At 61.5% G+C, this 14,482-nt stretch carries 11 protein-coding genes and 1 pseudogene; 5 read left to right on the top strand and 7 right to left on the bottom strand.

Going from position 1 to position 14,482, the window contains the following annotated elements; all coding sequences use genetic code 11:
* Nucleotides 1-168: 168 nt before the first annotated feature.
* From O3W47_RS11360 to O3W47_RS11350, 3 genes are all read right to left on the bottom strand, one after another.
* Nucleotides 169-999 carry an ABC transporter permease gene (locus tag O3W47_RS11360; RefSeq protein WP_269313804.1) on the bottom strand — a complete coding sequence of 277 codons (831 nt, stop codon included), beginning with the start codon at nt 997-999 and terminating at the stop codon, nt 169-171.
* Complete coding sequence (locus tag O3W47_RS11355) at nt 996-1,799, bottom strand: ABC transporter permease (protein WP_059760406.1); 804 nt, start codon at nt 1,797-1,799, stop codon at nt 996-998. Before O3W47_RS11355 ends, O3W47_RS11360 begins: the two co-directional genes overlap by 4 nt.
* Before the next feature lie 112 nt (nt 1,800-1,911).
* On the bottom strand, nt 1,912-2,685 hold the full coding sequence (locus O3W47_RS11350; RefSeq protein WP_269313803.1) for an ABC transporter substrate-binding protein: 774 nt from the start codon (nt 2,683-2,685) through the stop codon (nt 1,912-1,914).
* 336 nt (nt 2,686-3,021) lie between these two features.
* Here O3W47_RS11350 and O3W47_RS11345 point away from each other — a divergent pair.
* Nucleotides 3,022-5,299, top strand: a pseudogene (locus tag O3W47_RS11345) (OmpA family protein).
* A 259-nt stretch (nt 5,300-5,558) separates the two neighbouring features.
* Here O3W47_RS11345 and O3W47_RS11340 read toward each other — a convergent pair.
* Nucleotides 5,559-6,482 carry a pseudouridine-5'-phosphate glycosidase gene (locus O3W47_RS11340; RefSeq protein ID WP_269313802.1) on the bottom strand — a complete coding sequence of 308 codons (924 nt, stop codon included), beginning with the start codon at nt 6,480-6,482 and terminating at the stop codon, nt 5,559-5,561.
* 29 nt (nt 6,483-6,511) lie between these two features.
* Nucleotides 6,512-7,453: a carbohydrate kinase family protein gene (locus O3W47_RS11335; RefSeq protein WP_269313801.1), complete on the bottom strand. Its 942-nt coding sequence runs from the start codon at nt 7,451-7,453 to the stop codon at nt 6,512-6,514.
* Between the two features lie 246 nt (nt 7,454-7,699).
* On the opposite strand from O3W47_RS11335, the gene recA reads away from it, so the two are divergent.
* From recA to O3W47_RS11320, 3 genes are all read left to right on the top strand, one after another.
* The gene (gene recA, locus O3W47_RS11330; protein WP_003525161.1) at nt 7,700-8,785 is read left to right on the top strand and encodes a recombinase RecA; all 1,086 of its coding nucleotides are present in this window, start codon (nt 7,700-7,702) and stop codon (nt 8,783-8,785) included.
* Nucleotides 8,786-9,016: 231 nt separating this feature from the next.
* A complete protein-coding gene (alaS, locus tag O3W47_RS11325) occupies nt 9,017-11,680 on the top strand; it encodes an alanine--tRNA ligase (protein WP_137003705.1) in 2,664 nt (887 codons plus the stop codon).
* Nucleotides 11,681-11,779: 99 nt separating this feature from the next.
* Nucleotides 11,780-12,163, top strand: a complete 384-nt coding sequence (locus O3W47_RS11320) for a VOC family protein (protein ID WP_080818685.1) — start codon at nt 11,780-11,782, stop codon at nt 12,161-12,163.
* A gap of 76 nt (nt 12,164-12,239) precedes the next feature.
* Here O3W47_RS11320 and O3W47_RS11315 read toward each other — a convergent pair whose 3' ends face one another.
* Nucleotides 12,240-12,866: a glutathione S-transferase family protein gene (locus tag O3W47_RS11315; RefSeq protein ID WP_269313800.1), complete on the bottom strand. Its 627-nt coding sequence runs from the start codon at nt 12,864-12,866 to the stop codon at nt 12,240-12,242.
* Between the two features lie 315 nt (nt 12,867-13,181).
* Nucleotides 13,182-13,772 carry an anthrone oxygenase family protein gene (locus O3W47_RS11310; protein WP_269313799.1) on the bottom strand — a complete coding sequence of 197 codons (591 nt, stop codon included), beginning with the start codon at nt 13,770-13,772 and terminating at the stop codon, nt 13,182-13,184.
* 80 nt (nt 13,773-13,852) lie between these two features.
* Here O3W47_RS11310 and O3W47_RS11305 point away from each other — a divergent pair, with 80 nt between their 5' ends.
* Nucleotides 13,853-14,476, top strand: a complete 624-nt coding sequence (locus O3W47_RS11305) for a TetR/AcrR family transcriptional regulator (RefSeq protein WP_269313798.1) — start codon at nt 13,853-13,855, stop codon at nt 14,474-14,476.
* The last annotated feature ends 6 nt before the right edge of the window (nt 14,477-14,482 follow it).

Raw genomic sequence — 14,482 nt, 5'->3', positions numbered from 1 at the left:
GACGGCGGTTCCCGTTTCCATGATTGCCGATCACAGCGTTACCGCTGTATCGAATATGGGAACACGTCATGGTTAATCCAAGCTTGCCAAAGACATGGACTGTCACAAAATATTTATATTTTTCAAAATGTTGGCAGCCTTCATTGATGAGTGCTGCCAACGTTGCGACTAGCGCTTGAGATGCCGGGTCAGGCGGGCTTCCAGCCATGCCCAGACATGCCGCAGCGTTTCAACGATCGTCAGGTAGAAGATCGCGGCCCAGAGATAGGCCTGATAATCGAAGGTGCGGGAAAAGGCGTAGCGGGTCTGGCCCATCAGGTCGAAGACCGTGACGATGGAGACCACCGCCGAACCCTTGATCATCAGGATGATTTCGTTGCCATAGGGACGCAGCGCGACGATGAGCGCCTGGGGCAGGATGATCTTGCGGAAGGTGACGAGTTTCGACAGGCCGAGCGAGGCGGCGCCCTCATGCTGGCCGCGCGGCACGCTGCGGATCGCGCCGCGCAGGATTTCGGCCTGATAGGCGGCGGTGTTGAGGGTGAGCGACAACAGGCCGCAATACCAGGCCTCGCGGAAGAACCACCACAGGCCGACGGTTTCCAGCCCCTGGCGGAAACTGCCGAGGCCGTAATAGATCAGGAAAAGCTGCGCCAGAAGCGGCGTGCTGCGGAAGACGTAGACATAGGCATAGGCCAGTGCGCCGATGATGCGGTTTTCCGACATGCGGCCGAAGGCGATCGGCACGGAAAGAATGGCGCCGAGAATGATCGAGCTGCCGACGAGGGTGATGGTGGTGATGAGACCATCGATATAGCGCGGCCCGTAACGCTGGAATTTATCCCAGTCCCAGCCCTCGATCATGGCGAAGATCAGCGCGGCGGCGAGCAGCAGCCAGAGCGTGATGACAGCGATGCCGACGATGCGCGAAATATTGAGCGGCTTGTCCGCGACGGCCGGGGCGGGGCGCGCGGGAATGAGTTCCTGAATATGGCTCATCGGCTCACCTCCGACTTGCGCGACCAGCGATCGATGAAGCCGATGCCGATGGAGGAAAGCAGCGCGAGGATGAGATAGAGCAGGCAGGCGATGCTGTAGAAGAAAAAGGCTTCCTTGCTGACGCGGGCGGCGATGCCGGTCTGGCGAACGATATCGGCAAGGCCGATGATCGAGACGTAGGACGTGTCTTTCAGCAGGATGACCCAGAGATTGGTCATCCCGGGAAGGGCGATCCTGACCAACTGCGGAATGATGATGAGCACCATGGTGCGGCCCCGCGAAAGCCCCAGTGCCGCACCCGCCTCATATTGCCCTTTCGGTATGGCCTTGAAGGCGGAGAGCAGCACTTCGGACGCATAGGACGAAAACACCACGGACAGCGCCACCATGCCCGCCACGAAGGCGTTGATCTCAACCGGACCGGTGATGCCGACATAACCCGCCACCGATTGCAGCAGCATCTGGATGCCGTAATAGACGATGAAGAGCGTCAGGAGTTCCGGCAGGCCGCGGAAGATGGTGGTGTAGATACCGGTGGCCAGCCGCAGCGATTTTTCTTCCGATTGCGCGGCGAGCGCGATGAGGAAACCGATCAGCAGCCCGACGGGCAGGGTGGCGAGCGCCAGCGAGATGGTGACCTTGACGCCGAAGGCGATTTCATCGCCCCAGCCCGCATCGCCGCAGGCGACCAGGGTGCCGTTTCCGAAAAGCGAGAAGAGACCGACCGGCCCGCAAAAGGGATCGAGAAGTGTCGAGACATAGGTCCAGAACGCACCTATGGCGGAAAATGCTCCGCTCATGCCAATTTTCCCCTGCGGTCTTAAGCCGCCGTGATTGTTATCGTGACGTTTTCAAACAAAAATGGCGGAAGGGCAAGCCTTCCGCCACGAGATTTCAACAGATCGAACGGGCTTACTCGCCGTAAACGTCGAAATCGAAGTATTTTTTGTTGATCTCCTGATACTTGCCGCTGGCGCGAATGCCGGCGATGGCGGCGGTGAACTTGTCGGCAAGCGCCGTGTCACCCTTGCGGACGGCGACGCCCGCGCCATTGCCGTTGATCTCGACATCGACCGGAAGCGGCGTCAGGATCTTGCAGCAGGTGCCAGCATCCGTCTTCAGCCATTCCGACAGAACGACGATATCGTCGATGACGGCGTCGATACGGCCATTGGCGATGTCGAGCTTATATTCGTCGGCGGTCGGATACATCTTCACGTCGGCATCGGGGAAATGCTTTTCGGCATAGTTGGAGTGGGTGGTGGAACCCTGCGCGCCGAGCGACTTGCCCTTCAGATCGTCGACGGACTTGATCGGCGAATCCTTCGGCACGGCGATGGCCGGCGGGGTGTTGTAATATTTCTTGGAGAAGTCGACCTTCTCGAGACGCTCGGGCGTGATCGACATGGACGCGATGATGGCGTCGAACTTCTTGGCCTGAAGGGCGGGAATGATGCCGTCCCAGTCATTGGTGACGAAGGTGCATTCGGCCTTCATTTGTTCGCACAGCGCCTTGGCGATGTCGATGTCGAAGCCGGTCAGCGTGCCGTCGGCTTCGAGATTGTTGAAGGGCGGATAGGCGCCTTCGGTGCCGATGACGATCTTGTCCTGCGCGAGGGCTGCGCCGGAAAACAGCGAGATGGCGGCAATCGATACGGCTGCGAGCAGACGGGTGGAAATAGGCATTTCGATCCTCTCTTTTGGTCGTTCATCCGCGGTCTGTTGTTGTTTTCAGTGCGGACGCCATGGGCGCAGGGCGCAGCGGATGATACCGCCTGTAGCCTTCAGCGCGGATGCGATTATTCATCCGGTTGGTCAAAAAATGCAACTGCAATATTAGTGACCGCGATTGTGCCGCAGAGCTTCCACGAAAACGCCTTGATCTGTTCATTTCCGGTACAGAAGGCTTTGTCCATCATGGGAACCGAAGCGTGTGCGAGGCGTTGACCAGCGCCTGCACGCGCAGCCGGAATCAAGATGTCGCAAGACTGGCGACCAATAATGGCAGATGAGGAAACACCGATGCTGAAGAAGAACACATTGCTGACGGGGGTGGTTTTCCCCCTCATGTCGCTGGCGATTGCGGTGGAGCCGGCAGCGGCCGGTTTTGCCGGTGCTGCGCGGGCGCAGACGCCGGTGTCGCAGGCGCTTCCCGGCGATGCTGCGAGCGGCCGGATGATTCTGGCGCAGGCGCAGCCGGAAGAACCGAACCCGGAAGAAGAACTGCGCAAACGCCGCAAGCAGGCCGAAGAGGAGCAGCCGCAGGCCGAGCCGCAACGACAGGAGCGTGCGCCGGAGCCGCAGCGTGAACCGGAGCCCAAGCGCGAGGCCGCGCCTGCCGAACCGCGCCCTGAGCCGCAACGGGAACCCCAGCGGGAGCCGCAGCCCGAACCCCAGCGGGAACCGCAGCAGCGCGAGGCTCGCCCGGAGCCCGCGCCGGCCGAGCAGCCGCAGGAGCGTCCCCGCAAACCCGAACGCGCGCAGGAGCCGCAGGGCGAGGGCGAACAGCGCCCCGCACGCCAGCGCGAGGCCGCACCCGAAGCCGCGCCTGCCGAAGAGCAGCCGAAAGAACGTCCGCGCAAGCCGGAACGGGCCGAGCAGCCCGCAGGTGAGGGCGAGCAGCGTCCCGAGCGTCCGCGCAAGGAGCGCGCCAAGGATCCTGCCGCCGAACAGGAGCCCGCAGCACGGCCTGAAAATGCCGGGCGAGCCGGCCAAGCCCCGCGAACCGGCGCCTGCCAAAAAGCCACCGGTAGAGGAAAAGGCCCCGGAACAGAAAGCCGAACCGGCCGAAAAAGCCGTTCCAGAGAAAAAACCGGCCGCCCCCGAGCCCGCCGCGAAGGAAGCACCGGTTCCGACCGAAGCGCCGACGCCCGCGCGTCCGCCGGCACCTGAAGCCCAGCCCAACCCCGCACCCGGCCGTCAGCCTTCGGAACAGCCGCCGGTAGAGGGTCAGGGCAGAACCGAACCCGCAGCCCCGCTGCCGGGCGCGCCGACGCCGCCGCCGAACGGTGCGACGACCGGACAGGCGCCGGCCGGTGAACCCGTTCCCAATCAGGTAGCCACGCCGCAAACGGAAGCGCCGCCGATGACGAAGGAAGAGCTGGACAAGGCCAAGGCCATCGCCAAGGATCCCTCCAGGACCGCCGATACCGTCATTCTGCCGGTCGACAAGGGCGCCGCCGTGCTCGACAGCGACAAGGAAGTGGAACGCTCCGGCAATCGCCAGACCCGCGAGGAGCGCCGTCGCGAACGCGAACAGGCCGGTGACGTGAAGGTTCCGACCTCCGACGCCGAGGCGCAGCGCGCCGGCGCCGCTGAAGGCAAAGCCCCGCCGCCGCCCGTCAAAATGGAAGCCATCACTTCGCAGCAGGGCGAGCGTGTCGACCGTCGCCCGCAATATGAGCGGCCGGAAGGCGTGCGCGAATGGCAGCCGCGCGAAGGCCGTCCGCGTGACCGCGATCGCGATGCGCCGATCATCCTGCAATTCGGCGACCGCGTCGTGGTGCGCGGCGACGACAACCAGCGCTTCATCCGCGATGGCGGCGAGCCCTACTACGAGCGTCTGCCCGGCGGCCGTGTCCGCGAAACCGTGGAGCGTCGTGACGGAACGCAGGTGGTGACGATCCGCAACCGTTATGGCGACGTGATCCAGCGCTCGCGCATCGACGATCGCGGCCGCGAATATGTGCTGTTCTATGCGCCGGAGCTGATGGAAGATCCCGACCGCGATTACGTCTATCGCGATCCGGGCCTCGACCTGCCGCCGATGCGTCTGCGCATTCCCGTGACGGACTACATCATCGACACCTCTAGCGATCCGGACCGCGATTATTACCGCTTCCTGGAACAGCCGCCGGTCGAGCCGGTGGAGCGTGTCTATTCGCTGGATGAAGTGCGTTATTCGGCCCGTATCCGCGACAAGGTGCGCCGTATCGACCTCGATACCATCACCTTCGCCACCGGCAGCGCCGAAATCCCGATGACGCAGGCCCGTTCGCTGCGCAAGGTGGCGGATGCGATCAACAAGGCGCTGGACAAGAATCCCGGTGAAACCTTCCTGATCGAAGGCCATACCGACGCCGTCGGTTCGGATGAAAGCAACCTCGTTCTTTCTGACGAGCGCGCCGCTTCCGTCGCCAATGTCTTGACCGATGTTTACGGCATTCCGCCGGAAAACCTCGCGACGCAAGGCTATGGTGAGCGTTATCTGAAGGTCCAGACGCTCGGCCCGGAACAGCAGAACCGCCGCGTCACCATCCGCCGCGTGACGCCGCTGGTGAAGCCGGTCGCCCAGAACTGATCGGGTTCGACAGGAAAAACAAAGGCCCGGAAGCGCAAGCTCTCCGGGCCTTTTTCATTGGGACAGGCTTTCCAAATACGCGACGTCATCCTCGCCCTTGTGGCGAGGATCTAATCACGTTTCCTCCAGTCGAGACGTAGCAGATGCTCGGGACAGGCCCGAGCATGACGGGAGACGTGTTTGTTCCAGCCTCCAAAGCTCCGACAGCAATCTCTTTGGGGTCCGCTGCCGAACGGCCCGAAGAGGAGATGTGTGCCCCTCAGTTCAGCGCCACCGCGATTTCCGCAGCCAGCTGCGCATTGTTGCGCACCAGCGCGATATTGGTTTCCAGGCTGCGGCCATCCGTCAGGCGGAAGATGTCGCCGAGCAGGTAGGGGGTGACTTCCTTGCCGGTGATATCGTCGCGCTCGGCGTGGGAGATGGCGCGGTTGATGTAGATTTCCATCTCCTCGCGCGGAATTTCGTCCTCTTCCGGCACGGGATTGGCCACCAGCATACCGCCCTCGATACCCAGCTGTTCGCGGGTTGTCTGGAAATTGGCGATTGCCGCCGGGCTGTTGAGCGAGAGCGGGCTCGGCAGGCCGGAGGAGCGCGACCAGAAAGCCGGGAATTCTTCCGAGCCGAAAGTGACGACCGGCACGCCATTGGTTTCGAGAACCTCGAGCGTCTTCGGAATATCGAGAATGGCCTTGGCGCCGGCGCAGACGACGATCACGCCGGTCTTCGCAAGCTCGGTCAGATCGGCGGAGATGTCGAAGGTCTCTTCCGCGCCCTTATGCACGCCGCCGATGCCGCCGGTGGCGAAAACGCGGATGCCGGCGCGGGCGGCGGCGATCATGGTGGCGGCCACCGTCGTGGCGCCGGTGCGGCGCTCGGCGATCGCAAAGGCGATATCGGCGCGCGAGACCTTCATGGCGTCGGTGGTCTTGGCCAGCGCCTCGAGCTGGTCTTTCTCAAGGCCGATATGCAGGGTGCCGTGAATGACCGCGATGGTGGCCGGAACCGCACCCTGATCGCGGATGATCTGTTCGACGCTTTCCGCCATCTCGATATTGCCGGGATAGGGCATGCCGTGGGTGATGATGGTCGATTCAAGTGCCACGATCGGCGCACCGCGCTGCTTGGCGGCGGCGACTTCCTGAGAATAGACGATGGGCAGGAGCGGGGAGATAGGGCGGGTCATTTCATCTGTTCCAGTTTTTAAAAGCGGGTTCATGCCAGCATTTCAGCCCTGGGAACAAGCCCCAACATGGCTTCGACACTGTCTTTTGATAGTTCGTGGGAGGTGGCGAAGGGCGATTGCACGGTGATGGCGGCCGCCGCCGCGCCTTGCCGCAACGCTTCCGCTATCGTCTTTCCCTCGGCGATGGCGGCGAGATAACCCGACGCCATGGCGTCGCCCGCGCCGGTCACGTCCTTGACCTCGCGGATGAGAGGCGGGTGGAGGATCGCCGTTTCCGTCCTGCTGAAGGCCACCACCTCGCTTGCGCCACGGGTAACGACGCCGCCGGAAAGCCCGGCCTTGCGCAGAATGTCGGGCCAGTCTCGGACATTGGCCGCCGTCTCGCCGGTCAGCGCGCGGGCTTCCGCCTCGTTCATGAAAAGGATGTCGATATCGCCGAGCGCCGCTTTAAGCTTCACCGCCTTGGCGGGGGATATGGCGATGGCCGCCAGCGGCTTTTCACAGGCGCGGGCGACGAGGCCGAGCGCCGTCAGCGTATCTTCCGGCAGATTGGCGTCGCAGAGCAGCATATCGCTCCCCGTGATCGCCTCGCGCACGGCGCGTATCTTGAGGCGGCGCGGGGTGAAGAGCTTGTAAAGGTCCATATCGGCCAGCGCGATGACCAGATTGCCGTCGCGCTCCAGAATGGCGGTGTAGCTTGGCGTGCGGCGGTCCAGGAAGGTGAAGGGTGTGTCTTCCACGCCCGCCTGCCGTGCGGCCTCCGCCACCGCGTCACCGGTCGCGTCGCCGCCGCGCGGGGCGATGATGCGGACCTGAAAACCGAGGCGGGAAAGATTGCGCGCGGCGTTGAAACCGCCGCCGCCGGCCTCTTCCATCCAGGAGCCGGGGTTGCTCGCGCCGGGCGCCGTTTCAGTCTCGATCATGCCGCGCCTGTCGATATGCGCGCCGCCCAGAACGAGTATTTTCTTCACGCTTGCGTTTCCCTCTCTGGCGGATGGAAAGACCGGACGATTCGGCCTAAACTGACGTCTTCCTGACCTCGCATCCGGTTTGCGGCCATGGGCCGGGCACAGAAAAACGAAAGCAGAACAAACGACTTATCGCTATTTGTTTTCAATATGCTGGCTCAGCCTTGCGAAATGAGAACAAATAGAGTACATACCGTTTCCATACTGCTTCATTGCCTGTGCGGCTTCAATAACCTAAAGGTGGTTCGGATGGCACAAAATTCTTTGCGTCTCGTAGAGGATAAATCGGTGGATAAAAGCAAGGCACTGGAAGCGGCGCTCTCCCAGATCGAACGGTCGTTCGGCAAGGGATCGATCATGAAGCTCGGTTCCAATGAAAACGTGGTTGAAGTGGAGACCGTTTCGACGGGTTCGCTCAGCCTGGATATCGCGCTCGGTATCGGCGGTCTGCCGAAGGGGCGCATCATTGAAATTTACGGTCCGGAAAGCTCGGGCAAGACGACGCTGGCATTGCAGACCATTGCCGAAGCCCAGAAAAAGGGCGGCATCTGCGCCTTCGTGGACGCCGAACATGCGCTCGATCCGGTCTATGCCCGCAAGCTCGGTGTGGATTTGCAGGGCCTTCTGATCTCGCAGCCCGACACGGGCGAACAGGCGCTGGAAATTACCGATACGCTGGTGCGTTCCGGCGCGGTCGACGTGCTGGTCGTCGACTCCGTTGCGGCGCTGACGCCGCGGGCGGAAATCGAAGGTGAGATGGGCGACAGCCTGCCGGGTCTTCAGGCGCGTTTGATGAGCCAGGCGCTGCGCAAGCTGACGGCGTCGATCTCCAAGTCCAAGTGCATGGTGATCTTCATCAACCAGATCCGCATGAAGATCGGTGTCATGTTCGGTTCGCCGGAAACGACGACGGGCGGTAACGCTCTGAAGTTCTATGCGTCCGTTCGTCTCGACATCCGCCGCATCGGCTCCGTCAAGGAGCGCGAAGAGGTTGTCGGCAACCAGACGCGCGTCAAGGTCGTCAAGAACAAGATGGCGCCGCCCTTCAAGCAGGTGGAATTCGACATCATGTATGGCGAAGGCGTTTCCAAGACCGGTGAGCTTGTCGATCTCGGCGTGAAGGCCGGCATCGTCGAAAAGTCCGGTGCATGGTTCTCCTATAACAGCCAGCGTCTGGGGCAGGGGCGTGAAAACGCCAAGATATTCCTGCGCGACAATCCGGAAACGGCCAATGAGATCGAACTGGCGCTGCGCCAGAATGCCGGCCTGATCGCCGACCGCTTCCTGCAGAATGGCGGCCCGGAAGCCGGTGACAGCGACGGTGACGACGGCTGATCTGGGTGATGCCGCGGGGTGTTTTCCGCCCGGCTGCTGCGCTCGACATGAATTGGCATTACAAAAGGCCGTGCGATTTGCCTCGCATGGCCCTTTTTGTTTGTCGGCGCGCCTTCGCGGGCCTCCATGGCTGGACAGGGCCAGGTGCGGACGATAAAAGCCAGTGATTTTGCAATATAGCCATCCTTCGGGGTGGAAGTGATGGACTCCAGCTGTGAGCGGTGTGTGGGCATGAGCGGTGTGAATGAAATTCGGTCGACCTTTCTCGACTACTTCAAGAAGAACGGACACGAGATCGTGCCCTCCAGCCCGCTGGTGCCGCGCAACGATCCGACACTGATGTTCACCAATGCCGGCATGGTGCAGTTCAAGAACGTCTTCACCGGTCTTGAAAGCCGTCCCTATTCCACGGCCGCTTCGGCGCAGAAATGCGTGCGCGCCGGCGGCAAGCATAACGACCTCGACAATGTCGGTTATACCGCCCGTCACCACACCTTCTTCGAAATGCTCGGCAATTTCTCCTTCGGCGATTATTTCAAGGAAGAGGCGATCACCCATGCCTGGAACCTGATCACCAAGGAATTCGGCATCGACCGCAACCGTCTGCTGGTCACCGTCTACCACACCGACGACGAGGCCTTTAATCTCTGGAAGAAGATCGCCGGTTTCTCCGACGACCGCATTATCCGCATCCCGACCAGCGACAATTTCTGGGCGATGGGCGATACCGGCCCCTGCGGTCCCTGTTCGGAAATCTTCTACGATCATGGCGACCATATCTGGGGCGGCCCGCCCGGTTCGCCGGAAGAAGATGGCGACCGCTTCATCGAAATCTGGAACCTCGTCTTCATGCAATATGAGCAGCTGACGAAGGAAGAGCGCATCGACCTGCCGCGTCCGTCGATCGACACCGGCATGGGTCTTGAGCGTATTTCGGCGCTGCTGCAGGGCAAGCATGACAATTACGATACGGATCTGTTCCGCGCGCTGATTGCCGCTTCCGTGGAAGCGACCGGCGTTCCGGCCGAAGGCGAAAAGCGCGCCAGCCACCGCGTCATCGCCGACCATCTGCGTTCGTCCGCCTTCCTGATCGCCGATGGCGTCCTGCCGTCCAATGAGGGCCGTGGTTATGTTCTGCGCCGCATCATGCGCCGCGCTATGCGCCATGCCGAACTTCTCGGCGCGCGCGAGCCGCTGATCTACAAGCTGCTGCCGGCGCTGGTGCAGCAGATGGGCCGCGCCTATCCGGAACTGGTCCGTGCCGAGGCGCTGATTTCCGAGACGCTGAAGCTTGAGGAAACCCGTTTCCGCAAGACGCTGGAACGCGGCCTGTCGCTGCTGTCAGACGCCACCTCGACCCTGCACAAGGGCGACATGCTGGATGGCGAAACCGCCTTCAAGCTCTACGACACCTATGGTTTCCCGCTCGACCTGACGCAGGATGCGCTGCGCGCCCGCGAAATCGGCGTCGATATTTCCGGCTTCACCGATGCGATGGAGCGCCAGAAGGCGGAAGCCCGCTCGCACTGGGCCGGTTCCGGCGACAAGGCGACCGAGACCGTCTGGTTCGAGCTGAAGGAAAAGCTCGGCGCCAGTGAATTCCTCGGTTACGACACCGAAACCGCCGAAGGCGTCATCCAGGCAATCGTCAAGGACGGCAAGGCTGTGGAAAGCGCTGCCGATGGCGAGACGGTGCAGGTCGTCGTCAACCAGACGCCGTTTTATGGCGAGTCCGGCGGCCAGATGGGCGATACCGGCGTGATTTCCGGCGACAACGGCGCCTTTGCCGTTTCCGATACCCAGAAGAAGGGCGAAGGCCTCTTCGTGCATCTGGGCACGGTTTCCAAGGGCGGTCTGAAAGTTGGCGATGCCGTTCAGCTGACGGTCGATCATGACCGCCGCTCGCGTCTGCGCGCCAACCATTCCGCCACCCATCTGCTGCACGAGGCGCTGCGCGAAGTGCTCGGCACCCATGTCGCCCAGAAGGGTTCGCTGGTTGCGCCCGAGCGCCTGCGTTTCGACGTTTCGCATCCGAAGCCGATGTCGGCCGAGGAGCTGAAGGTCGTCGAAGAAATGGCGAACGAAATCGTGCTGCAGAACTCGCCGGTCGTCACCCGCCTGATGAGCGTCGACGACGCCATTGCCGAGGGCGCCATGGCGCTGTTCGGTGAAAAATACGGTGACGAAGTTCGTGTTGTCTCCATGGGCACCGGGCTGCATGGCGCAAAAGCCAACCGTCCCTATTCCGTCGAGCTCTGCGGCGGCACGCATGTGGCGGCGACCGGCCAGATCGGCCTCATCCGCATTCTCGGCGAAAGCGCCGTCGGTGCGGGCGTGCGCCGTCTCGAAGCTGTGACCGGGCAGGGCGCGCTTGCCTATCTGGCTGAACAGGATGAGCGGGTGAAGGCGCTTGCTTCTTCGCTGAAGGTTCAGCCGGGCGATGTGCTGTCACGTGTCGAAGGTCTGCTCGATGAGCGCAAGAAGCTGGAGCGCGAGCTTGCCGATGCCCGCCGGAAGCTTGCCATGGGCGGCGGTTCGGCGGATGCCGGCGCAAGCGATGTCAAGCAGGTTGCCGGCGTCAACTTCCTGGCAAAATCCATGTCCGGCATCGATGCCAGGGATCTCAAGGGTCTTGCCGATGAGGCCAAGGCCAATCTCGGCTCGGGCGTCGTGCTGCTGATCGCCGTTTCCGAGGACGGCAAGGCAAGTGCTGTCGCAGCCGTGACCGAAGATCTGACGGCCCGTTTCAGCGCTGTCGATATCGTCCGCACCGCTTCCGCCGCACTCGGCGGCAAGGGCGGCGGCGGCCGACCGGATATGGCGCAGGCCGGCGGCCCGGATGGCGCCAGGGCGCAGGATGCCATCGAAGCGGTGGCGGCGGCGCTGGCTGCCTGATCGGCGTGAATTGAAGAGGCGGGGTTTTAACCCCGCCTTTTTTGTTTCCGCCCTCAAAGACAAGATGATTGCGCGCCAAGGACGCGACGGAGGGAAGCGATGCGCTTTGTAAATCCTATTCCTTTTGTGCGCGATATCGGCCGTTCGAAGGCGTTTTATCGTGACAGGCTGGGCCTGAAGATCATCGAGGATTTTGGAAACTTCGTCCTTTTTGAAAGCGGTTTTGCAATCCATGAGGGGCGGTCGCTTGCGGAGACGGTCTGGGGCACATCGTCGGGCGCGGAGGAACCCTATGGCAGACGGAATATGCTGCTTTATTTCGAACATGCGGATGTCGATGCGGCTTTTCGAAATATCGCGCCGCATGTGGAGCTTATCCATCCACTCGAGCGACAGGCCTGGGGGCAGAGGGTGTTTCGCTTTTACGATCCGGACGGGCACGCGATAGAGGTCGGGGAGCCGCTCGGCCAGTCCGGTACATAACCCGCCGCGACGATCGATCGGATATTCGATTTTCGGGCGGGCTATTGTTTATCGGTAGCGGCGCGGCCGGCCCGCACTATCCGGTTGCCTGCAAGTCCTTCGCCGCTTCCTCGTCGAGCTGGGCGGCCCGCTTGTAGGCCGGGCGGTCGGTGAGGTGGGCCATGTAGTCGAGAAAGGCCGGGCGTTTTTCGATGGTACCGAAATGCAGGCCCCAGCCGATATGGGCGCCGACATAGACATCCGCCGCCGTGAAGAGATCGCCGGCGATGAAGCGGTTTTCGCTGACGGCCCGCTCGAGCGTATTCATCACATCCGCATGGCTGCCGCAGCCGGCCATGCGCAACTTCTCCTTGGGCACTTCGAAACCCATCGCCTTCATGCTCGCCGCCATTTCCAGCGGGCCTGCGGCGAAGAACATCCAGCGATAATAAAGCCCGCGCGCCTTGGGTGTGGGCGCAAGGTTCGCGCCGGGAAAGGCATCGGCGAGATAGGCGCAGATCGCCGCCGCCTCGGTGACGATGGTATCGCCGTGCTTGATGGCGGGCACCTTCGCCATCGGATTTATCAGCCGGTAGGCGGGCGATTTCATCGAGGTCTCGAAGCCCAGTATTTCCGTTCGGTATGGAACGCCCACTTCCTCAAGCATCCATCGCGCGATGCGTCCGCGCGACATGGGGTTGGTGTAGAAGATCAATTCACTCATGCTTTTGCCTCCCCAAGCAAAATCGTTGAAGCATCATGGGAAAACCGATGTGGATTTCGCGCCTGCGCTTCGCATTTTTAAAGTTCGCAACATCCTTCGCGTGTTCCCTAGGATCGCGCCGATGCTCCGATGAACGTTTGACTGTGCCGGGCAAGTTATGTGCAAGTAGATGCTGTTTAAGCTTTGTCTTATTGTTGTACTGGCCGCAGCACGCGGAATCGAAGTCTGCGCCTAGTACAACGGCTAATCAAGATACTGTGAACAAAAGAAAACCCGGCATTGCGCCGGGTCCGGGTGCGCTCATATCGGTGCCTGTCAACCATCAATCGCATTGGCGGCTGGGGCTTTGGAAAGAGAAGCCATCGCAGTCTCGTGGGTTGGTTTTCTTCCTGCATGCCTCGTTGCGGCGAGCAGCGCCAGAAAAAATGCGACCGTGGTGAGCACGGTGCGGAGAAGGTTTGAAAGTGCCCAGCGGTCCAGCAGTTCCTGCCAGTTGGCCGGCACGTCGGCGGCAACAGTCTTGAAAAACTCGTTGATCGGAACATTGACCATTCGCGTCTGAACGACGACGACGGTGTAAATTATCAAGGCCAATAACCATAGCAGTCTGCTGTTGCGATCAACGACCACGGCGGCGAGAAGGGCCCCCAGCGGTGCAAAGAAGGCGGTGAAGAAAACGCCGTTGCGGACGCTGATATTGATGCCGTTGAATGCCGGAATGAAGATATCGGGCCCCAGTTGCTGGAAAGCCATCATCACGGGGTTGCTGAAGGCGAAAAAGAATCCGGCCATCACGCCAAGGCTCAGCGGAGCAACGATGCGCAAGACCGATATTGCCGGTTCTCTTGCGATGGCCAGCGCGGGAAAATGCCTTGTTCTGATCTCGTGCAGAAATGAGCTGGACATCAAAACCTCCATCAAATAACCGTACATGTATGTACGGCATATCCGTACGCCTATGTACGGTTATTGTCAAGGAAGTGCGGATGCGAAACGAAAGCAGGGAATTGCGCCGGCGCGAGATTGTCGAACATGCCTTCGCCATGCTTGCCAGGGATGGATATGCCGCCTTTTCCATGCAGGCGCTGGCGAAGGTGAGCAGGTCCTCCAAGGAAACGCTCTACGGCTGGTTCGGCGGCAAGGCCGGGCTTTACGAAGCCATGGTCGAAGAAAATGCCGCAAGGCTGGTATTGCCGTCGGCGGAAGCGGCCGATGGCGTGAGGGAGCTTTCCCGTTTCGGGGCTGAACTATTGTCGATGCTTCTCGGGGAGCGGGCGGTTCTGCTCAATCGGGTTGCCGCGGCGGAAGCCGGCGATGACGCCACGCTCGGAGCATTTCTGGCGGAAAAGGGTCGTGACCATGTCATGCCGAAGCTTGCGGCGTATTTTCAGGCGCTGGCAAATCAGGGCGTCATGGGTATTGCGGCAGTGGAAGAGCCTGCGGAAATCTGGCTGTCGCTTCTGGCAGGGGATTTGCAGATAAGGCGTGCGACGGGGGCAATTAGCCTGCCGACGCAGGAGGAGATAGACGCTCGCTCGGCCCGCGCCGCGCAACTGACGTTTCAACTCTACGGTACAAATGAAAAACCCGGCGCTGAGGCCGGGTTTTGAAGTCGC

It is taken from the genome of Agrobacterium sp. LMR679 (assembly GCF_027157905.1).
Taxonomy (GTDB): Bacteria; Pseudomonadota; Alphaproteobacteria; order Rhizobiales; family Rhizobiaceae; genus Agrobacterium; species Agrobacterium leguminum.
This window is presented reverse-complemented; position numbering and strand designations above follow the sequence as displayed.